The sequence below is a fragment of the Brevundimonas sanguinis genome (assembly GCF_029636725.1).
Classification (GTDB): Bacteria; Pseudomonadota; Alphaproteobacteria; order Caulobacterales; family Caulobacteraceae; genus Brevundimonas; species Brevundimonas sanguinis.
In genome coordinates, this window is record NZ_CP116770.1 from 1,727,066 (window position 1) to 1,747,356 (window position 20,291).

Below are 20,291 nucleotides of genomic sequence, written 5' to 3' on the forward strand. Positions count from 1 at the left end.
CTACTCCGTCGTCGGCACGGCGCCGCCGGATCGACGCGGCGAAACGGTGCGGCTGGGCGGCGTCGAAGCCGAGGAAGCCGCCGCGGCGCGAGACGGTTCGCGACGGATGTCCGACCGGTTCTGTTGCTGCTCCTTGGCCAAGCCTACCAGTTCGCCCAGCCCGGCGATGGTGCCGACCAGACCGCCCATTTCGGCCGGTACGATGACCGTCTTGGCCGTCGGGTTGCGGGCAAGTTCACCGAACGCCTCGACATACTTCTGGGCCACGAAGTAGTTGATGGCGTTGACGTCGCCGCGCGCGATGGCTTCCGACACCATGGCCGTCGCCTTGGCCTCGGCTTCCGCCTCGCGTTCACGGGCTTCAGCATCGCGGAACGCCGCTTCCTTGCGGCCCTCCGACTGCAGGATGGCGGATTGTTTAGCGCCCTCGGCGCGAGCGATGGCGGCCTGCTTCTCGCCTTCCGCCTCGGTGATGATGGCGCGGCGCTCTCGCTCGGCCTTCATCTGGCGGGCCATGGCGTTGGTGATGTCGACGGGCGGGGTCAGATCCTTGATCTCGATCCGATTGACCTTGACGCCCCACGGCTCGGTCGCCGCATCGATGACGGTGAGCAGGCGTGAGTTGATGTTGTCGCGCTGGAACAGGACTTCATCCAAATCCATGGAGCCGACCACGGTCCGCAGATTGGTCGAGCACAACTGGGTGATGGCGTAAGGCAGATTCTCGACGCGATAGGCGGCGGCCGAGGCGTCCATGACCTGAATGAAGACGATAGCGTCGACCTTCACCATGGCGTTGTCCTTGGTGATGACCTCCTGAGTCGGGACGTCCAGCACCTGCTCCATCATGTTCATGCGGCGGCCGATGCGCTCGACGAACGGAGTCAGGATGTGGATGCCCGGCGTCAGGGTCTTCGTGTATTTGCCGAACCGCTCCACCGTGAACTCACGGCCCTGGGGCACGATCTTGATCACGCTGAACAAGAAGATGAGCGCGAAGACCGCGAACATCACAAAGAAAATCAGCGAAAAATTCATTAGGCCCTCCGATGTGGAGACCAGCTTATCCGCCGGACGCCGGCTGCGCCATCGAATCCGGTTCCCTCAACATGACATCCCCGTCAGCCATCCGGCGCGCCATACGGATGATCCGCCGCGTTTCGTCCCAATCCACCTTGGCCAGCGCGGCCTGGAACGGGAAAAAGGCCGCTTCCGTAGCGTCATCGGCCGCCACGGGCTCGCCCGCGATCCAGCGCGCGGCGTAGTCGATCAGGACATAATGACGCCCAGCCTCTGGAAACAGGCCGTCCACCACGTCGACCAGACCGATCAATTCCGCCTCGACGCCGGTTTCCTCACGCAGTTCCCGCAAGGCGGCGTCGGCCAGGCGCTCGCCCGGCTCCAGCCGCCCGCCCGGCAGGCTCCACTCGCCCACGCGCGGCGGCGTGCCGCGCTGGATCAGCAGGACTTCATCGCCTTTCAGGCACACCACGCCCACAGCCGGCGTCGGAATCATGTTTTGCCCTTGAATTGACCGCCAGAAGGCAAGGTTTTGCGCTTCCACCACGGCGCGCCTTTTGCCACAAGGCCGATATGACCCTCCCGACGCCAGAATCCCTCGCTGAACTCAAGGCCGCCCTGCCCGGCGCCTGGACGCAAGACGCCGCCGAGATGGCGCCGTGGCTGACCGAATGGCGTGGCCGCTGGACCGGCGAGACGCCGCTGCTGCTGCAACCGCGAACGACCGAAGAGGTCGCCCGCGCCGTCGAGATCTGCGCCCGTCACGGTACGGCTATTGTGACGCAGGGCGGCGGCACCGGACTGGTCGGCGGTCAGATTCCCTATGGCGAGGTGCTGCTGTCCACGCGCAAGCTGCGGACGGTGCGCGACGTGACGCCGCTGGACGACGCCATGACGGTCGAGGCGGGCGTGACCCTGCTGGAAGCGCAAGAACTGGCCAAGGAGAAGGACCGCTTCTTCCCGCTCAGCCTCGCAGCCGAGGGCTCAGCCACCATAGGCGGCGTCATCTCGACCAATGCGGGCGGCACGGCGGTTCTGCGCTACGGCATGATGCGCGACCTGGTGCTGGGCATCGAGGCCGTCATGCCCGACGGTCAGGTGTTCAACGGTCTGAAGCGACTGCGCAAGGATAACACCGGCTATGACCTGAAGCAGATGTTCATCGGCGCCGAAGGCACCCTAGGCGTGATCACAGCGGCGACGCTGAAGCTGTTCCCCATCATGCGCAGCCGCGTCACTGCCATCGTCGGGCTGGAGAACCACCACGACGCCGTTGAGCTGCTGGCCCGCGCCAAGGCTGAGACCGGCGGCGGGGTTGAGGCGTTCGAGCTGATGAAGCGGTTGGGCATGAGCCTGGTGCTGAAGAACATTCCCGACACGCGCGAACCGCTGGAGTCGACGCCGCCCTGGTATGTGCTGATCGAACTGGCCTCGGGCGACCCAAACGGCGCCGAGGCGGCGATGGAGCGCCTGCTGACCGCCGCTTTCGAGGAAGGTCTGATCGTCGACGCCGCCATCGCCCAGAATGACGCCCAAAAAGCCGAGTTCTGGCGTCTGCGCGAAGAGCATTCGGCTGCGCTCAAGCCCGAAGGCGGCGGCTGGAAACATGACGTCTCGGTTCCCGTATCGCGAATCGCCGACTTCATCGACGAGGCCACGGCGGCGGTCGAACGCTTCCATCCGGGTTGCCGCGTGTCGGTCTTCGGCCACGTCGGCGACGGCAATCTTCACTATGACGTGATCCCCGGCGTAGGTGAAGACGTCGCCGCCTTCATCGCCCGCTGGATGGAGGGATCGCAGGTCGTGCACGATGTCGTGGCCCGTTACGACGGCTCGATTTCGGCTGAACACGGCCTGGGACGGCTGAAAACCGATGAGGCGCGACGTTACAAATCGCCGCTCGAAATCGCGACCATGCAGGCGATCCGTCAGGCCATCGACCCCCAGCGGATCATGAACCCGGCGGTCCTCTTCTGATGACTTGCGACCGTATGTGACGTTTCAGGCGGTTCAAAACGTCATGGAAGCGGCCTATGAGGCCCGCTCTTGAGACGCATAGGGAGTCGATCGTCTTGCTGATCGTCCTGTCCCCGGCCAAAAAGCTGGACTTCAACCCGCCCGCCATCGACGCCCCCGTGACGCCAAGGCGATGCGCCGATGAGACGGCCGAACTGGCCAAGGTAACGCGTGAACTCAGCCGCGCGGACCTGCGCCGCCTGATGTCCATCTCCGACGCCCTGGCCGAGCTGAACTATCAGCGCTTTCAGGCCTTCGACAACGACACTTCGGAAGGCGCGCTGCAGGCCGTCTTCGCCTTTGCGGGAGATGTCTATGACGGGCTGTCGGCCCGCACCCTGTCGGTCGAGGATCTGAACTGGGCGCAGGATCACCTGCGCATCCTGTCGGGGTTCTATGGCCTGCTGCGGCCGCTGGACGCGATCCAGCCCTATCGGCTGGAGATGGGCGTGCGCCTGAAGACCAAACGCGGCGCCACCCTCTATGACTTCTGGGGCGAGCGGATTTCTCTGCGCCTCAACGAAGACGCCGGAAAGCTGCCCGAGCAGACGCTGGTGAACCTGGCCAGCCACGAATATTTCGGTGCAGTCGACGCCAAGGCGCTGAAGCTGCCGGTCGTGACGCCACACTTCAAGGAAAAGAAGGACGGCGAAGCCCGCATCATCTCCTTCTACGCCAAGAAGGCCCGCGGCGGCATGGCCCGCTTCGCCATCGAGAACCGGCTGGAGAAGGTCGAGGACCTGAAGGCCTTCGATCGCGACGGCTATCGCTTCGACAAGACTCTATCGACGGACACGGACTGGATATTCATCAGGGAAGGAAATTCCTGATCGCCAGATTGAACGACTGCGGCTAGGGTGCGTTGCAGCATCATTAGCCACGGGTTCTTTCTGTCATGTTCGCGATGAACGATCTCAAGGGCCGGGTCGCGGTCGTCACCGGCTCGACTTCGGGCATAGGGCTGGCGTTCGCGCGGGCGGTCGCCCTGTGCGGCGGCGACGTGATGCTGAACGGCCTGGGCGACGCCGACGCCATTGAGAAGACCCGCGCCGATCTGGCCGCCGAAACCGGCGTGCGCGTCCTCTATCACCCGGCGGACATGACCCAGCCGGATCAGATCGCGGACATGATCGCCACGGCGCATCGCGAACTGGGCCGCCTCGACATCCTGGTCAACAACGCCGGCATCCAGCACGTCGAGGCCGTCGAGAACTTCCCTGCCGACGCGTGGGAGAAGATCATCGCCATCAACCTATCCTCGACCTTCTACGCCACTAAGGCGGCGATCCCGATCATGAAGGCGCAGGGCCGCGGCCGGATCATCAACGTCGCCTCGGCTCACGGCCTGGTCGCCAGCCCCTTCAAGTCCGCCTATGTCGCGGCCAAGCATGGCGTCATCGGCTTCACCAAGACGGTGGCGCTGGAGCTGGCGCAAGAGAACATCACCTGCAACGCCATCTGCCCCGGCTTCGTCGAGACGCCGATCGTCGCCAAGCAGATCCAGGATCAGGCCCGCACCCGCAACATGAGCGAAGAAGACGTGATGAAGAACGTCATTCTCGGCTCGCAGCCGACCAAGCGCTTCGTCACGACCGACGAACTGGCGGGGATTTTCCTCTATCTGGCGTCGGACCTCGGCGCCTCGGCCAACGGCGCCCACTTCTCCGTCGACGGCGGCTGGACGGCCCAATAGCCTTCACAGCGGCCGCGCGGGTCGAAAGACGGAGAGGCTGATGGCGGCGAAACGCAAACCTGTCTGTCTGGCCCTGCAGGGCGGCGGCGCGCACGGCGCTTTTCAATGGGGCGTGCTGGATCGACTGCTTGAGGCCGACGTGCTGGACGTGCGCGCCGTCACCGCCGCCTCGGCCGGAGCAATGAACGCCGCCGCCCTGATCACCGGGCTGGAGCGCGGCGGCGCCGAGGGGGGTCGCGAAGCGCTCGACACCCTATGGCGCGAGGTGAACCAGTCCGGCGGCCGCAACGTCTTCGGCGACAGCGCCGTCTGGTCCAAGGCCCTGACGCCCGACTGGCTGAAGGGCACGCCGATGTGGCAGGCGGGACAGACGCTGGCCCTGTCGATGAGCCCCTACTCCTTCAACCCCTTCAACCTGAACCCGCTGCGCCGGGTGCTGGAGACGGCGGTGGATTTCGAGGCCCTGCGCGCCTCCTCCATCCAGATGTTCGTGTCGACGACGGCGGTGCGCGCGGGCCGCTCGCGCATCTTCAAGTCGGGTGAAATGGCGCCAGAGGTGCTGCTGGCCTCAGCCTGCCTGCCCCAGTTGTTTCAGGCGGTCGAGATCGAGGGCGAGCCCTATTGGGACGGCGGTTATCTGGCCAATCCGGCGCTGTGGCCGCTGTTCTACACCGACACGCCGGACGATATCCTGCTGCTGCCGCTCAATCCGTTCCAGCGCGACGAGGCCCCGCGCGAGGCGGGCGACATCAACGACCGGCTGAACGAGATCGTCTTCAACGCCCCGCTGGTGGCCGAACTGCGCGCCGTCGCCTTCGTTCAAGACCTGATCGCCGAGGGCAAGCTGAAGCCCGGCGAGGACCGTCGGCGCGGCATCCGCATCCACGTCATCGAAGCGGATGAGTGGCTGGGCGGCGAGTCGCTCCACTCCAAGTTCGATACGGAGTGGAGCTATCTGAACAAGCTGAAGCAGCACGGCCGGACGGCGGCCGAGGCCTGGCTTGAAAACTGTCTGCCCAAGGTCGGCAAGGCGTCCAGCGTGGATGTGAAGGCGCGCTTCCTTTAGCCGACGAAGCCCGCCGCACGACGCAGACGGTCGTTGATCGCCTCGCCCAGCCCTTTGGCCGGAACGGGCGACACCGCGATACCGGCGGGCCGCGTCCGGTCCGCCTCTCGCAGCAGGCGGAACAGATTGGCCGCCGCCTCGCGCAGGTCCCCGGTCGGGCTGAGGCTCCAGCGCGGATCGCCGACGTTTGGACCGAACCCCAGCAGGATTTCGCCGTCCCTGGCGCCCTCCGCCTCGATCCGCACCGGGGCGTCGGGCGCATAGTGCAGGGCCAGCCGGCCGGGCGAGCGATGCCGCTGCCCGCCTTCATCCAGCGGCCCGACCACGGCCTGAAGTTCTTCGCGGGTGACGGAGCCGGGACGCAGCAGGGAAACCTTGCCGTCGAGCACCGAGACGACGGTGCTTTCCACCCCCACGGCGCAGGAGCCGCCATCGACCGCCGCGCCCACGGCATGACCCGTCTCCTCCAGAGCATCAGCAAAGGTCGTCGGGCTGGGCCGTCCGGAACGGTTGGCCGAGGGGGCGACGACCGGCCCGCCAAAGGCGCCGATGACCGCCCGGGCCCGCGGATGTGCCGGCACCCGCACGGCCACGCTGTCCAGCCCCGCCCGCGCCAGATCGCACACCCGATCGCGGTCCCGAACCGGCGCGACGATCGTCAGCGGCCCCGGCCAGAAGGCTTCGGCCAGCGCCCGCGCCCTGGCGTCGAACACGGCGATGTCTTCGGCGTCCACGGCGTTGGCGACATGGGCGATCAGAGGATTAAAGCGCGGCCGCCCCTTGGCCTCGAAGATACGCGCCACCGCCTGAGGGTTGGAGGCGTCGGCCGCCAGGCCATAGACCGTCTCAGTCGGCAGGATGACCAGACGTCCCGTCTTCAGCGCCTCGGCGGCGATTTCTGGGCTGTCGCCCCTGGCGGGTCGGTCGGCGGGCACGGTCGCTCTTTCCTTACGCGGCGTCAGTCGTTCAAACAGAGGCATAGAGTGCGCGGAAACTCGACCAAAGTCCAAGCGGGCTTGCGCCACAGAGCGCAGGGGTCGACAGAAGCGCAACGTCTTTCTGAGGATAACCGATGAGCTACCGCGCCCCCGTCCGTGACATCGCATTCGCCCTCGACGCCGTGGCCGGCATCGATCAGGTCGCAGCGACCGGCGCCTTTCCGGATTACGACGCAGATGTCGCCTCGGCCGTGCTGGACGCCGCTGGCCAGTTTTCGGAAGAGGTTCTGGCCCCGCTGAACCGCCCCGGCGATCTGGCCGGCGCCAAATACGCCAACGGCGCGGTGACGGCCGCCCCCGGTTTCGCCGACGCCTATCAGCAGTTCGCGGCGGGCGGCTGGACCAGCCTGACCGCCTCGGTCGAGGCCGGCGGGCAGGCCCTTCCCAAGGCGCTGGAGCTGGCGGCCTATGAGACCGTCCACGCCGCCAACATGGCCTTCGGCCTGTGCCCCATGCTGTCGCTGGCCTCGATCGAGGCGCTGGAGCAGGTCGGCAACGAGCATCAGAAGGCGACCTATCTGCCCAAGCTGGTCTCGGGCGAATGGACCGGCGCCATGGTGCTGACCGAGCCGCACGCCGGGTCCGACCTCGGCGCCCTGACGGCGACGGCGGTTCCCAATGGCGACGGGACCTACGCCCTGACCGGCCAGAAGATCTTCATCACCTGGGGCGATCACGACGCCACGGACAACATCGTCCACCTGGTGCTGGCCCGCCTGCCCGACGCGCCTGCCGGGCCGAAGGGCATCAGCCTGTTCCTGACGCCCAAATTCATCGTCAACGCCGACGGCTCGCTAGGCGAGCGCAACGCCTTCCGCCCGGTCGGCGTCGAGCACAAACTGGGCATCCACGCCTCGCCCACCTGCGTCATGAGCTATGAGGGCGCCCGCGCCGAACTGGTCGGCCAGCCGAACCAGGGCCTGGCCCATATGTTCGTCATGATGAACGCCGCCCGCCTGGCCGTCGGCGTCGAGGGCGTCGGCATCGCCGAGCGCGCCTATCAACATGCCCTGGCCTATGCGCTGGAGCGCCGTCAGGGCCGCAGCGTCTGGACCGGCGAGAAGGACGCCCCGATCTTCGACCACCCCGATGTGCGCCGGATGCTGTCGGTGATGAAGGCCAAGGTCGCCGCCGCCCGCGCCATCTGCCTGTCGACCGGCGTCGCCGCCGACCTGGCCCGCCACGCCAGCACCGAGGAAGAGCGCAAGGTTTGGAAGGGCCGCGAGGACCTGTTCACGCCGATCGCCAAGGCCTGGTCCACCGACGTCGGCTGCGAGGTCGCCTCGATGGGCGTTCAGGTCCACGGCGGCATGGGCTTCATCGAGGAGACCGGCGCGGCCCAATACTATCGCGACGCCCGCATCGCCCCGATCTACGAAGGCACCAACGGCATCCAGGCCATGGATCTGGTCGGCCGCAAGCTGTCGATGGACGGCGGCGAGTCGGCCAAGGCTCTGATCGCCGAAATGAAGACGACCCTGGCCCAGATCGACCGCCTCTATACCGGCAAGCCGGTCGAGCGCTTCGCCGCCGCCATCGAGGCGGTCGAGGACGCCACCCTGTGGCTGCTCGACGCCAAGTCGGACCCGGCCCGCGCTGCGGACGTTCTGGCGGGCGCCGACGCCTATCTGAAGCTGATGGGCGACGTGGTCGGCGGCTGGATGCTGGCCAAGGGCGCCCTGGCGGCCAAGGCGAAACTGGACGCTGACGAGGGCGACGCCGCCTGGCTGCAGGGCAAGCTGGACCTCTATGAAGTCTATGCGGCCAACGTCCTTGGACACGTCTCCAGTCGTCTGGCGGCCGTGGGACAGGGCGGCGACCTGCTGCAGCGGATGAGCGTCGAAGCGCTCGCCGGCTGAGGGTTTTTCCTCCCCATTGGCGTCGCCGATGGGGAGGTGGCGCGGCGCGCTAGCGCCGTGACGGAGGGGCCTTTCGGGCGCCGGCGGCGCTGCGCCCTCCACCGCTACGCGGTCCCGCTCCCCATCTCATGGGGAGGAAATATCCAGCCGCTCAATCGTCTCGCGCACATATTGCGCGTGAGCTACGACGCCGAGATCCAAACCCTCTCCGCCGCCCTGAACCTCTTGGACCAGAACCCCGGCGATAAAGGGATGATCCGGCACGGGCGCACCGGGCACGCGACGCGCGGCCGGGGTCCAGAACACCGGGCCGCCCGAGTTCCCCTGCGCCACCACGAAATCCAGCAGGAAGATCGGGAAGTGACGGATGGGAGTCAGCGGCCATGAGCTGATCCGCCCCAGTCGCAGGATCGGAAATCCCGCCCGATTGGCCGACAGCCCATGGGGATAGCCCAGGGCCAGAAGTTCGTCGCCGGGACCCATGCGCCAGCGGTCGAAGGCGTCCGCCTCGGCCAGCCAGCCGAGCGGAATCGCCGCCTGGACAAAGGCGGGCGGCGCCGTGATCTCCATCACCGCCACATCGCGCTCAGGATGGGCCGTCCACAACGGCGCGCCGCCCGCATCGCGTATGCTCAAGGTTTCGGGAGTGAACGTCCACGCCCCGTCCGCCTCGGCTGTGCGCCACCCGATGCGCGCTTCATTGCCGGGCATGACGTCCAGCACGTGCCGGGCTGTCACCAGCACGACGCGGGGGGCGCCGTCGGGCCTGGGGGCGGAGATCAGGAAGCCCGTACCGACCTTTCTCTGTCCGCTGCCGAACGCCTGATCCAGTTGCACGGTGGCGTTGATGACCCCGACCGTCAGGTCCCATTCGGGCGGCGGGGCGGAGACGATACCGGGTTGTTCGGGCGGAAGATCCTGAATGACCATGACGCCATTTGACGCCGAGCGTCGCCGGGCACAAGGTCCCGCTCGAATGATAATCGAGGGGAAGCCCACGCCATGAACCGTCGCGAACTGATCGCCTCGACCGCCGCTGTCGGCATGGTCGCCGCATCCCCCGCCCTTGCCCGCCAGAGTCCCGGAGCCTCGATGTCCAAGCCCACCCCGCCCGTCGCCAAGAAGGTCCCCGTCCGCATCGAGCAGCTGGGCCGCGTGCGCGTCGACGACTATCAGTGGATGAAGGACGACAACTGGCAGGCCGTGCTACGCGATCCGTCACTGATCAAGGCTGACGTCAAGGAGCACCTGACCGCCGAGAACGCCTATCGCGAAGCCATGATGGCCTCGACCCTGCCGCTGCAGGCCCAGATGTTCGAGGAGATGAAAGGCCGCATCAAGGAGGACGACAGCTCCGTCCCTGCGCCAGACGGCCCGTGGGAGTACTACGTCCGCTACAACGTCGGTGATCAACACCCGCTCTATTGCCGCCGCCCGCGCGGCAAGACGGACGGCGAGGTCATCCTGCTGGACTGCAACAAGCTGGCCGAGGGCAAGGCCTATTCGGAGGTTTCGGCGACCGAACACAGCCCCGATCACGCTCTGTTCGCCTATGCCGAGGACGCTCAAGGCTCCGAAGTCTACAAGATCTATGTGAAGGATCTGGCCACGGGCGAGGTGCTGCCCAACCCGATCGAATCGGCCAGCGCCAACTTCACCTTCTCGCCGGACAGCCAGTGGATCTTCTGGACCAACCGCGACGACAACGGCCGCCCCGACAAGATCTTCCGCCGCCCGGCGCGCGGCGGCGAGACCGCCCTGGTCAACGAAGAACTGGACGAGGGCATGTTCCAGGGCATCGAGCGCACCGCCGACGACGCCTTCATCGTCATCTCCATCGGCAACCAGGAAACCTCAGAGAGCCGCATCATCCCGGCCTCGGACCCGACCGCGAAGCCGATGGTGGTCGAGCCGCGCCACGTCGGCCGGCTGTATGACCTGGACCACTGGGGCGATCGTTGGGTGATCCGCACCAACGCCGATGACGCCATCGACTTCAAGGTCATGGAGGCGCCGACCGCCGCTCCCGCCAAGGCGAACTGGAAGGACCTGATCCCCCACACGCCGGGCCGCTTCATCGAGGGCGTGGCCCTGGTGAAGGACTACCTGGGCCGGCAGGAACGCGCCGACGCCAACACCAAGATCGTCATCCGCGACCGCAGCGGCGCCGAACATGAAATCGCCGTGGACGAGCCCGCCTACGCCCTGTCGCTGGGCGGGGCGTCCGAGTTCGACACCACGATCATGCGCTACGGCTACAACTCGCCGTCCACGCCGACCTCAACCTACGACTACGACCTGAAGACGCGCGAGCGCACGCTGCGCAAGGTTCAGGAAATCCCCTCGGGCCACAATCCGGCGGACTATGTGGTCGAGCGACTGAACGCACCCGCTTCTGACGGCGAGCTGGTGCCGGTGACGGTGCTGCGCCGCAAGGACACGCCAGTCGACGGGTCTGCGCCGCTGCTGCTCTACGGCTACGGCTCCTACGGCATCCCGATGGCGGCCGGCTTCTCGACCAACCGGCTGTCGCTGGTGGATCGCGGCTTCATCTACGCCATCGCCCATATCCGCGGCGGCTCGGACAAGGGCTGGAACTGGTTCCTGACCGCGCGTCGCTTCACCAAAAAGAACACCTTCACCGACTTTATCGCCGCCGCCGATCACCTGATCGCGCAGAAATACACCAAGGCGGGGAACATCGTGGCAGAGGGCCGCTCGGCCGGCGGCCTGCTGATGGGCGCGGTCACGAATATGCGGCCCGAACTCTGGGCCGGCGTCATCGGCGGCGTGCCCTTCGTCGACGTCATCAACACCATGAGCGACACCACCCTGCCCCTGACGCCGCCGGAATGGCCCGAATGGGGCAATCCGCTGGAGGACGCGGCGGCCTATGACTACATCCACTCCTACAGCCCGTATGACCAGATCGAGGCCAAGCCCTATCCGGCTCTGCTGGCGACGGGCGGCCTGTCCGACCCCCGCGTGACCTATTGGGAGCCGGAGAAGTGGGTGGCGAAACTGCGTCCCGCCTCGACCTCCGGCAAGCCGGTGCTGCTGAAGATCAACATGGAGGCGGGCCACTTCGCCTCCTCCGGGCGGTTCGACTATCTGAAGGACATCGCCCACGACTACGCCTTCGCCGTCTGGGCCGTAGAAAAAGGCTGGGAGAAGGCCTGAGAAGACGGGAGGAACTCCGGCCCACGGGTTCCTCCCATTCTGCCTGCTAGCATCTGAATTCGCGGATTTTTTATCAAAAACGCCACAACGCGCTTGACCGAAGCGGCGACGCCCCGTATCCGCTCCTTCCTCTCCTCCTCGCGGGGGGAGCAACGCGGGTGTAGCTCAGTTGGTTAGAGTGCCGGCCTGTCACGCCGGAGGTCGCGGGTTCGAGCCCCGTCACTCGCGCCACTCCTTCTCAAGCATTTGAGGGAGTGGCGCGCCGCCCTTCACTTTAATATTGATACGACGCCATCCGGTGATGATCAGAAGGTCATCGCCGCTTTCGCGTGCGCGCGGCACAAGCGCCCTCAACGTCCGCGATCCCGCCTAGAAACGACAAAAAAGGCGGCGGGCCGTTAGACCCGCCGCCCTCAATGCAAGGCTCGACGCTTCTTAGAAGCGGGCGCGAGCGCCGATGTAGAAGTAACGGCCGATGACGTCATAAGTCGACGGATCGGTCTGGTACTGGAAGCCGCTCGCGTAACGCGGCGGATCCTTGTCGAACGATCGGCGAACTGGCCGCCTGTCGCGCGATCGGCGAGCCCGAAGCCCGTCTGTCATGTCTAGACAAGGCGGCCGAGGCGCTGATCCGGGCCCAGGAGGCGGGAGACGTAACGGTTGTAAACCGCCAGCAGGTGCGGGAAGCCCGACGCAACCTGTTCGGCTTCAGCAATGTGGCCCTGCCGGCCTTCCTCGGATCGAATGACGATCGCGAAGAGATATCGTCTATCCAGACCGCCCTCGTCCGGGCAGCGAGGGACGGCGCCGGGCGCTGGGTCTTCCAACTGACGGATGGGAGGGAATGGCGGCAGGTCGACAATGAGCCGGCCCATATTCGCCCTCAAAGCGGGAGTGAGGTACGTATCCGTCGCGCGGCCTTCGGCAGCTACTTCCTCAACGTCGGCGATGCCCGCGCCATCAGAGTGAAAAGACAGTGACCTATCGCCTCCTGTTCGACGCCCTTAGGGCCTGAAGAGAGCTATGATCCCTTACGTTCGCCAGTTCGATTTCGCCTATGGACGACGCGATCAGGTCTCGCCGTTGATTCAGCGCGTGATCGCGGACAATCCGGGGCCGTTCACCTTCACGGGCACGGGGACCTATATCATCGGCAGAAACCGGCCTGGCGCTGGCGTGGCGGTCATTGATCCTGGGCCTCTGGATGACGCTCACCTGGACGCCCTGCTGCGCGCCGTGGCCGGACGCACGGTCAGTCATGTGCTGGTCACCCACACGCACCGCGACCACGCCCCCCTCGCCCGCCCGTTCGCCGAAGCGGTCGGCGGCGCGCCGATCCTGGCCATGCAGCCGCCCGCGCGCACGATGCACGCCTCGGACAGCAGTCTGGACGAGGATGAGGACGAGGATTTCCGTCCCGATATCGTCCTGACCGGCGCAGAGCGGATCGAGGGCGACGGCTGGACCCTGGAAGCGATGGCGACGCCGGGCCACGCCTCGAACCACATGGCCTTCATTCTTAGGGACGAGAACGCCCTGTTCAGCGGCGACCATATCATGGGGTGGTCCACCACCGTGGTGGCGCCGCCCGACGGCGATATGACGGCCTATATGCAGAGCCTCGACGCGGTGCTGGCGCGCGGCTTTTCGACTATCTGGCCCACGCACGGCCCGGCGATCACCCAGGTCGCGCGCTTTCTGAAGGCCTATCGCGCGCACCGGTTAGAGCGGGAAGGCCAGATCATGGCCCGACTGGCGGCGGGCGACCGGACCATCGCGCAAATGGTGCCGATCCTCTACGCCGCCGTGGATGAACGCCTTTGGCCCGCCGCCAGCCTGTCGGTGCTGGCCCACCTGATCAAGCTTGAAAAGGAGGGACGCGCGCGGGCCGAGCCTCAAGCCCGGCTCGGCGCCGACTGGCGGCTGACCGAGGACCTTTAAGGCGTCAGCTCAGCCACCACCGCCTTGGCGAGACGGCAGGCTTCATCGCCAATCTTCAGGCTGTCGCGCCCAGCGACGCGCACATCGGTCCGGCCAGGTCGGATGCGGACGGTGACGTCGTGGGTGACGCCGAACCAGGCGCTCTGCTGGCGGCCATCAACCCGGAACGGCGACGTGCCGAACACGGTGAAGCCCGCCTTTTCAAGCGCCCAGGCGGCCGTTTCAGGCGCAACCTGGGTCGATGCAGGCTCAAGTCCCGCGCAGGCCCGAGGATGGCTGTCGTCTGCGCCCGCCAGGCGCCTTTCAGCCGCAAGGCCCCGGGCGAACGCGGGCGGCTCGTTCACATCCGTGGTCACATCGCGCGGCGCGGGGGTGAAACGACGCTCCTGGATCAGATAGCCGGCGATCGTCACGCCCGCGATCAGCAGGGCGGCGCCGGCGATCCTTATGAGGCGGCGCTCGCGAAACGCCAGCAGGCAGGCCGCCAGAGCCGCCGCCAGACCGAGGTAGGCCAGAATACGGCCGACCGTGAGCGCCAGGACCCCCATGCCGAAGTCTGTGCTCCACAGCTCGCCTCGCGTTCCTGCAGAGGCGACCAACAGCAGGCCCGGCGCCAACAGCGCCGTCGCGAGCAGCAGCTTGGCGAGCACGCCTGCCTTGGGGCGGGGATTGGGCATGGGGGTCCTCCGTCGCAATTAACCAGCGGCGGGCAATTGATAATCCTTCATCCGCTCTCTCAGCGTCTTCTTATCAATCTTGCCCGTGGCGCCCAGCGGAATGTCGTCCACGAAGACGACATCGTCCGGCATCCACCATTTGGCGATCTTGCCCTGCAGGAAGTCCAGATGCTCCTGCTTGTCCTCGGCCTCGCCCTCCTTGAGCTTGACCAGCAGCACCGGCCGCTCGTCCCACTTCGGGTGGGCCGCGCCGATGACGGCGGCCAGGACGACCTTCGGGTGGCCCACGGCGATATTCTCGATGTCGATGGAGCTGATCCATTCGCCCCCGGACTTGATCACGTCCTTGGCCCGGTCGGTGATCTGCATGAAGCCGTAGGCGTCCACGCTGGCGATGTCGCCCGTGTCGAAGAAACCCTCGTGGTCCAGGATATCTCCGCCCTCGCCCTTGAAATAGGCGCCGGCGACGGTCGGTCCCTTGACCATCACCCGGCCGAAGGTCTTGCCGTCGTGAGGCATTTCCTGGCCGCCGTAGTTCTTGATCTTCAGCTCGACGCCCAGCGGCGGCGTGCCTTGCTTCAGGCGCCAGGCCATCTGTTCGTCATAGGGCTTGGCCTTCAGCTCAGGCGTTAGGTTAGCGATGGTGCCGATCGGCGACGTCTCGGTCATGCCCCAGGCGTGGACGACCTCGACGCCGAATTGGTCCTGGAAGCCGCGGATCAGGGCTTCGGGACAGGCCGATCCGCCGATCAGAACCTTGCGCAGGGTTGAGAACTTCAGCCCGTTCTCGACCATATGGCCATACAGCCCCTGCCAGACCGTCGGCACGGCGGCCGAGAAGGTCACGCCTTCGGTCTCGATCAGTTCATAGACAGAGGCGCCGTCCATCTTCGCGCCCGGCATGACCAGCTTGGCCCCCGCCGCTGGACCGCCAAAGGCTATGCCCCAAGCATTCGCGTGGAACATGGGCACGATAGGCAGGATGACCTCGCTGGGCGTCGCGCCCATGACCGTCGACTGCAGGCCCAGCAGGGTATGGATGAAGTTCGAGCGGTGCGAATACAGCACCCCCTTCGGATTGCCGGTCGTGCCCGAGGTGTAGCAGAGGCCGCAGGCGGTCTGTTCATCGAAACCGCCCCAGACGACGTCGCTGCTGACCTGCTCCAGCACCGTCTCATAGGCCTCGGCGTTAGGCAGCTTGGCCTGAGGCATGTGGGCGGCGTCGGTCATCACAATGACCCGCTCGACTGTCGGACAGTGCGGCAGGACGGCTTCGAGCAGCGGCACAAAGGTCAGATCGGTGAAGATGACCCGGTCTTCGGCATGGTTGATGATGTAGGCCAGTTGCTCGGGAAACAGGCGCGGGTTCAGGGTGTGGCAGACGGCCCCGATCCCCATGATCCCATACCAGGTCTCCATGTGATTGCCGGTGTTCCAGGCCAGGGTGGCCACACGGTCTCTCGGCTTGATCCCCCACGCCAGCAAGGCGTTCGACACCCGGCGCGCGCGATCATGAATGGCGGCGTAGGTCGTCCGGACGATCGGCCCCTCGACCGAACGGGTCACGACCTCGCGTCCTCCGTGCCAGTTCTTCGCGTGGTCGAGGATCTTGTCGACCGTCAGCGGCCAGTCCTGCATCATACCCAGCATTCGGCATTTCCCTCGTATATGCGCCTGATTGAAACCGGCGCTTGTCGCCACGCTAAGACAGGTGAACCGCCACAGGCAACGTGCCCTTAGGGAAGCCTGCCCGCGACAGATCGCCTTAAAACCGCCCTCCCCGGGCTTGCGTTAAGACGCGAGCGGAGGAAGTAGGGCGCCCATGACCATCTTGATCGCAATCACCGGCGGTTCGGGCTCGGGCAAGAGCACCCTGGCCGAAGCCCTTGTTTCCTCCCTGCCCGACGGCGTAGCCACCCTCTTGCGGGAAGATTCCTACTATCTGGACGCCGCGTCGGTTCCCGGCTTCGACGCCGCGACCCATGATTTCGACGACGTGGCGGCGCGCGATCACAATCTGCTGATCGCCGACCTGACGGCGCTGAAGCGCGGCCAGGCCATAACGGCGCCGGTCTATTCCTTCATCCACCACGGGCGCGAGCCACAGGGCGAAGCTGTCGGCGCCACCGAGGTGATCGTGGTCGAAGGCACCCACCTGCTGTGCACGCCCGCCCTGGCCGCGCTGTTCGACATCAAGGTGTTTGTCGACACGCCGGCGGACATCCGCTTCATCCGACGTCTGCTGCGCGATCAGACCGAGCGCGGCCGCACGGCGGAATCCGTCATTCAGCAATATCTCGGCACTGTCCGGCCCGGCCACGAACGGCTGACCGAACCGTCGCGCGTCCATGCCGACTTCATCGTCGCCGACGCCACTGCGGCCGTGCGTTTGGAAGACCCTCAAGCCGTCGTTCGACTGGCCGCGCCCGTTCTGGCTCATCCCCTGTTGGCGGCCTGGCTGGCGTAACCTAGATCAGGGGCAGAGCTTTCCCCTCCCATTGCAATTGAGGCGACTTAAAGGCACTCTCCGGCGAAAGGCTGGTGAACGCCATGACGGCCCCTATCCACGATATCGACGACCCTCGGCGCGCGGCGCTGGTACGGCAGGCGCGGCATCATTTCATCAACGAAGGCTACGTCGGCACGCGGATGGAGCCGATCGCGCGAGAGGCAGGCGTTTCAACCGCCACCCTTTACGCGATGTTCGAGAACAAGGCCGCTCTGTTTGCGGCCGTCATGGCCGAAGCAGCGACGGACTTCGCCGCCCGGATGTCAGCCGTTAAGAACTGCACCGGGGCGCCGAAGGAGCGGCTTCTCAGCTTCCTCACGACCTACGCCGATTTCATGAGCGACCCCTTCGTTCAAGCCATATTCCGCCTGGTCATGACCGAGCGCTCGCGATTTGAATCCGTGGCCATCGCCTTTTTCGAACAGGCCGAGGGGGATTTCGCCGGCCCGCTGATCACCGCCCTGGACGAGCTGAAGGCCAGCGGCGATCTGACGTTTGAAAAAGCGTCCTGGGCCGCCGGCCAATTGATGGGAATGGTCGAACATCCCGTCTTTCTCGTGCCCATGGTCACGGGAGGCCAGGTCCGCACCCAGCGCGCGACAGCCGAGATCGCCGCCGACGCCGTACAGACCTTCCTGTCTCGCTACCAGGCCTGAGCGGTCGTTTTTACGGCCACAGGCGGCTGGTCGACCAGGTGTCCGCCACGCGATCGAACCGCAACCGATCATGCAGGCGGAACGGACGGTCCCGCCAGAACTCGATCTGTTCGGGCAGGACGCGCCAGCCGGTCCAGCGCTCCGGACGCGGCACATCCTCGCCTTCGAACCGAGCCGTCTGTTCGGCCACCCTGGCCTCCAGCGCCTCGCGGCTAGCCAAGGGCCGAGATTGGTCGGACGCCCAGGCGCCGATGCGGCTTTCCCGCGCCCGGCTGGCGAAGTAGGCGCTGGCCTCCTCGGCGCTGACGCGCTCGACCGCGCCGCGCACGCGGACCTGGCGTCGCAGGCTCTTCCAGTGAAACAGCAGAGCGGCGGCGGGATGCGCCCAAAGCTGCTCGCCCTTGGCGCTCTCCTGGTTGGAGAAGAAGGTAAAGCCCCGCGCATCCACGTCTTTCAACAGCACCATGCGGACGTCGGGCATCCCCTCTGCGTCGACCGTGGCCAAAGCCATGGCGTTCGGGTCGTTCGGCTCGCTGCGCCTGGCTTCTTCCAGCCATTCGGTAAACAGGCCGATCGGCTCATCCCGATCAAAGATCGTGTCGTCAGCGTTGGCCGCCAACTGGCCGGCGTAGTCGTCTGCGGAGGGGCTGGGCGGGATCACCGACATAGTCAAAAACAAGGCTTCCTGAGGCCGGATATACACTCGGGCCATCCCTGGCTGACTAGGCCCCTGTGTCAATAGCCCAAAGCGTGGTGGCGCGCCTTGTTCCGCGTCGCCCGGCCGGAAGACGGTTAACCTCGTCTTGACCATAGTCCCGCACGGTGTCGCCATGAGCGCGCAGTCGTTTCTTTCCGTGCACGAGGCACGACGTCTGTTGAGCCTGCGCGGCCCTGCCGACGTCGATGGGCTGACGGCGGCGTTCCGGGTCGCCGTGAAGGCTGTTCACCCCGACCGTCCCGATGGAGACGCCGAGCGGTTCAGAAAAACGGTCGCCGCCTACCGCCTGCTGCAAACGCAACTCCCTGCCCTGCCTGCGCCTGTTCGCGTCGAAAGCCGCGCCGAGACGCTTCCTCCGGCGCATCATGCCGTGCCGCCTCTGATCGTGCTGACGCCCATGCAGGCGCTGACCGGCGGAACCGTCTCCGTCAAGGCGTCAGGACGCCGGTTGCTGGTTCATGTCCCCCCCGGGGTGCGAACGGCGGATCGCATTCGCCTGAAGGGCGTCAAGGGACTGATCCCGGTCCTGATCCGCCCTGCCGATGGCCTGTCGGTGCTGGGCGCGGACCTGTTCATGGATTGGCCGATCGCATCCCGCCTGATGCGAGACGGCGGGCGGATCGAGATCGACACCCACGCCGGGCCGCAAGCGGCCTGGCTGGTGCCCGACATGACCGCGCCGGTTCGTCTGCGCCTGCCCGGCCTGGGCCTGCCCGGCCTGGGCCTGCCCGCACGCGGTCGGCGTCCCGCCGGCGATCTGTTCGTCAAGCTGATTCCCTCCGACGAACTGCCGTCGGCGGCCGAGGACATGCTGCTTCGTTTCACTCGGGTCTGGACGCCGCAGCGCATGGCGGCTTAAGCCTCGCCGTCATGACGCACAACACCTTCGGCCATCTGTTCCGCATCACCACCTGGGGCGAAAGCCATGGCCCGGCCATAGGCTGCGTCGTCGACGGCTGCCCGCCGCTGATCCCGCTGACCGAAGCCGACATTCAGCCCTGGCTGGACCTGAGGAAGCCCGGCGGCAGCCGCTTCGTGACCCAGCGGCAGGAAGCTGACCAGGTCCGCATCCTCTCGGGCGTCTTTGATGACGGAAACGGTCCCGTCACGACCGGCACGCCGATCAGCCTGATGATCGAGAACACCGACCAGCGGTCCAAGGACTATGGCGAGATCGCCCGGGCCTTCCGGCCCGGCCATGCCGACTACGCTTATCAAAGCAAATACGGCGTGCGCGACCATCGCGGCGGCGGGCGATCCTCGGCGCGCGAAACGGCCAGCCGCGTGGCCGCCGGCGCGGTGGCCCGCAAGGTGCTGGGCGAGAGCATCGGCATCCGCGCGGGGGTGGTCCAGCTTGGCCCGCATCGCATCGCCGACGACGCCATCGACTTCGGCGCCGTTTACGACAACCCCCTGTTCGCCGCCTCGGCCGAGGTCGTGCCCGCTTGGGAAGAGTATCTGGACGGCGTGCGCAAGGCCGGCTCGTCCATCGGCGCCGTCGTGGCGCTGGAGGTCACGGGCCTGCCCGCCGGCTGGGGCGCGCCCCTCTACGGCAAGCTGGACGCTGAACTGGCGTCGGGCCTGATGTCCATCAACGCGGTCAAGGGCGTCGAGCTCGGCGCCGGCTTCGGCGCCGCCGAACTGTCCGGCGAGGACAACGCCGACGAAATGCGTATGAGCGCTGACGGCCAGCCGGTCTTTCTGTCGAACAAGGCGGGCGGCGTATTGGGCGGCATATCCACCGGCCAGCCCCTGACGGCGCGGGTGGCGTTCAAGCCGACCTCCTCCATCCTGACCCTGCGCCAGTCGATCAACCGCGACGGCGCCGAAGTCGACCTGCGCACCAAGGGCCGCCACGACCCCTGCGTCGCCCTGCGCGGCGTGCCGGTGGTCGAGGCCATGGCCGCCATCGTCCTGGCCGACGCCATGCTGCGGAACCGGGCGCAGGTGGGCTGAAG

At 66.5% G+C, this 20,291-nt stretch carries 19 protein-coding genes and 1 tRNA gene; 12 read left to right on the forward strand and 8 right to left on the reverse strand.

The window, feature by feature from the left end:
• Both PIB44_RS08640 and PIB44_RS08645 read right to left on the reverse strand, forming a co-directional pair.
• A complete protein-coding gene (locus tag PIB44_RS08640) occupies positions 1-1,011 on the reverse strand; it encodes an SPFH domain-containing protein (protein WP_376787741.1) in 1,011 nt (336 codons plus the stop codon).
• Positions 1,012-1,063: 52 nt separating this feature from the next.
• Entirely contained in the window at positions 1,064-1,516 is a 453-nt protein-coding gene (locus PIB44_RS08645; protein ID WP_278069061.1) for an NUDIX hydrolase, read from the reverse strand.
• 77 nt (positions 1,517-1,593) lie between these two features.
• Here PIB44_RS08645 and PIB44_RS08650 point away from each other — a divergent pair, with 77 nt between their 5' ends.
• The 4 genes from PIB44_RS08650 (at position 1,594) to PIB44_RS08665 (ending at position 5,795) form a co-directional block, all read left to right on the forward strand.
• Entirely contained in the window at positions 1,594-2,997 is a 1,404-nt protein-coding gene (locus PIB44_RS08650; RefSeq protein WP_278069063.1) for an FAD-binding oxidoreductase, read from the forward strand.
• Between the two features lie 95 nt (positions 2,998-3,092).
• Positions 3,093-3,866, forward strand: a complete 774-nt coding sequence (yaaA, locus tag PIB44_RS08655; protein ID WP_278070976.1) for a peroxide stress protein YaaA — start codon at positions 3,093-3,095, stop codon at positions 3,864-3,866.
• Between the two features lie 65 nt (positions 3,867-3,931).
• Positions 3,932-4,729 (forward strand): 3-hydroxybutyrate dehydrogenase, encoded by a 798-nt coding sequence (locus tag PIB44_RS08660; RefSeq protein ID WP_278069064.1) that lies wholly within the window; start codon positions 3,932-3,934, stop codon positions 4,727-4,729.
• Positions 4,730-4,769: 40 nt separating this feature from the next.
• Positions 4,770-5,795, forward strand: a complete 1,026-nt coding sequence (locus tag PIB44_RS08665; protein WP_134580984.1) for a patatin-like phospholipase family protein — start codon at positions 4,770-4,772, stop codon at positions 5,793-5,795.
• On the opposite strand, the gene PIB44_RS08670 is transcribed toward PIB44_RS08665, so the two are convergent.
• Positions 5,792-6,730, reverse strand: coding sequence for an L-threonylcarbamoyladenylate synthase (locus PIB44_RS08670; RefSeq protein WP_278069065.1), 939 nt, complete (start codon positions 6,728-6,730; stop codon positions 5,792-5,794). The two genes, PIB44_RS08665 and PIB44_RS08670, sit on opposite strands and share 4 nt — an antisense overlap.
• A gap of 137 nt (positions 6,731-6,867) precedes the next feature.
• Between PIB44_RS08670 and PIB44_RS08675 the strand changes: the two genes are divergently transcribed.
• Positions 6,868-8,652, forward strand: a complete 1,785-nt coding sequence (locus tag PIB44_RS08675; RefSeq protein ID WP_278069066.1) for an acyl-CoA dehydrogenase — start codon at positions 6,868-6,870, stop codon at positions 8,650-8,652.
• Positions 8,653-8,778: 126 nt separating this feature from the next.
• On the opposite strand, the gene PIB44_RS08680 is transcribed toward PIB44_RS08675, so the two are convergent.
• Entirely contained in the window at positions 8,779-9,582 is an 804-nt protein-coding gene (locus tag PIB44_RS08680) for a trypsin-like serine peptidase (protein ID WP_278069067.1), read from the reverse strand.
• A 72-nt stretch (positions 9,583-9,654) separates the two neighbouring features.
• Between PIB44_RS08680 and PIB44_RS08685 the strand changes: the two genes are divergently transcribed.
• Both PIB44_RS08685 and PIB44_RS08690 read left to right on the forward strand, forming a co-directional pair.
• Complete coding sequence (locus tag PIB44_RS08685; RefSeq protein WP_278069069.1) at positions 9,655-11,832, forward strand: S9 family peptidase; 2,178 nt, start codon at positions 9,655-9,657, stop codon at positions 11,830-11,832.
• A 154-nt stretch (positions 11,833-11,986) separates the two neighbouring features.
• Positions 11,987-12,063, forward strand: a tRNA-Asp gene (locus PIB44_RS08690).
• A 374-nt stretch (positions 12,064-12,437) separates the two neighbouring features.
• Here the strand turns inward: PIB44_RS08690 and PIB44_RS08695 are convergent.
• Positions 12,438-12,707 (reverse strand): hypothetical protein, encoded by a 270-nt coding sequence (locus tag PIB44_RS08695; RefSeq protein WP_025977183.1) that lies wholly within the window; start codon positions 12,705-12,707, stop codon positions 12,438-12,440.
• A 148-nt stretch (positions 12,708-12,855) separates the two neighbouring features.
• On the opposite strand from PIB44_RS08695, the gene PIB44_RS08700 reads away from it, so the two are divergent.
• A complete protein-coding gene (locus tag PIB44_RS08700; protein WP_278069070.1) occupies positions 12,856-13,773 on the forward strand; it encodes an MBL fold metallo-hydrolase in 918 nt (305 codons plus the stop codon).
• On the opposite strand, the gene PIB44_RS08705 is transcribed toward PIB44_RS08700, so the two are convergent.
• Together PIB44_RS08705 and PIB44_RS08710 are read right to left on the reverse strand one after the other, a co-directional pair.
• Complete coding sequence (locus PIB44_RS08705; protein ID WP_278069072.1) at positions 13,770-14,450, reverse strand: DUF1499 domain-containing protein; 681 nt, start codon at positions 14,448-14,450, stop codon at positions 13,770-13,772. The genes PIB44_RS08700 and PIB44_RS08705 overlap by 4 nt on opposite strands.
• A gap of 18 nt (positions 14,451-14,468) precedes the next feature.
• Positions 14,469-16,100, reverse strand: a complete 1,632-nt coding sequence (locus PIB44_RS08710) for a long-chain-fatty-acid--CoA ligase (protein WP_278069073.1) — start codon at positions 16,098-16,100, stop codon at positions 14,469-14,471.
• A gap of 172 nt (positions 16,101-16,272) precedes the next feature.
• On the opposite strand from PIB44_RS08710, the gene udk reads away from it, so the two are divergent.
• Positions 16,273-16,917 (forward strand): uridine kinase, encoded by a 645-nt coding sequence (udk, locus tag PIB44_RS08715; protein ID WP_278069074.1) that lies wholly within the window; start codon positions 16,273-16,275, stop codon positions 16,915-16,917.
• Positions 16,918-17,000: 83 nt separating this feature from the next.
• On the forward strand, positions 17,001-17,615 hold the full coding sequence (locus PIB44_RS08720; protein WP_278069075.1) for a TetR/AcrR family transcriptional regulator: 615 nt from the start codon (positions 17,001-17,003) through the stop codon (positions 17,613-17,615).
• Between the two features lie 10 nt (positions 17,616-17,625).
• On the opposite strand, the gene pdxH is transcribed toward PIB44_RS08720, so the two are convergent.
• Positions 17,626-18,282, reverse strand: a complete 657-nt coding sequence (gene pdxH, locus PIB44_RS08725) for a pyridoxamine 5'-phosphate oxidase (RefSeq protein WP_278070977.1) — start codon at positions 18,280-18,282, stop codon at positions 17,626-17,628.
• Between the two features lie 163 nt (positions 18,283-18,445).
• On the opposite strand from pdxH, the gene PIB44_RS08730 reads away from it, so the two are divergent.
• Both PIB44_RS08730 and aroC read left to right on the forward strand, forming a co-directional pair.
• Positions 18,446-19,192 (forward strand): J domain-containing protein, encoded by a 747-nt coding sequence (locus tag PIB44_RS08730; RefSeq protein ID WP_278069076.1) that lies wholly within the window; start codon positions 18,446-18,448, stop codon positions 19,190-19,192.
• Between the two features lie 11 nt (positions 19,193-19,203).
• Positions 19,204-20,289 (forward strand): chorismate synthase, encoded by a 1,086-nt coding sequence (gene aroC / locus PIB44_RS08735; protein WP_278069077.1) that lies wholly within the window; start codon positions 19,204-19,206, stop codon positions 20,287-20,289.
• Positions 20,290-20,291 lie beyond the last annotated feature (2 nt).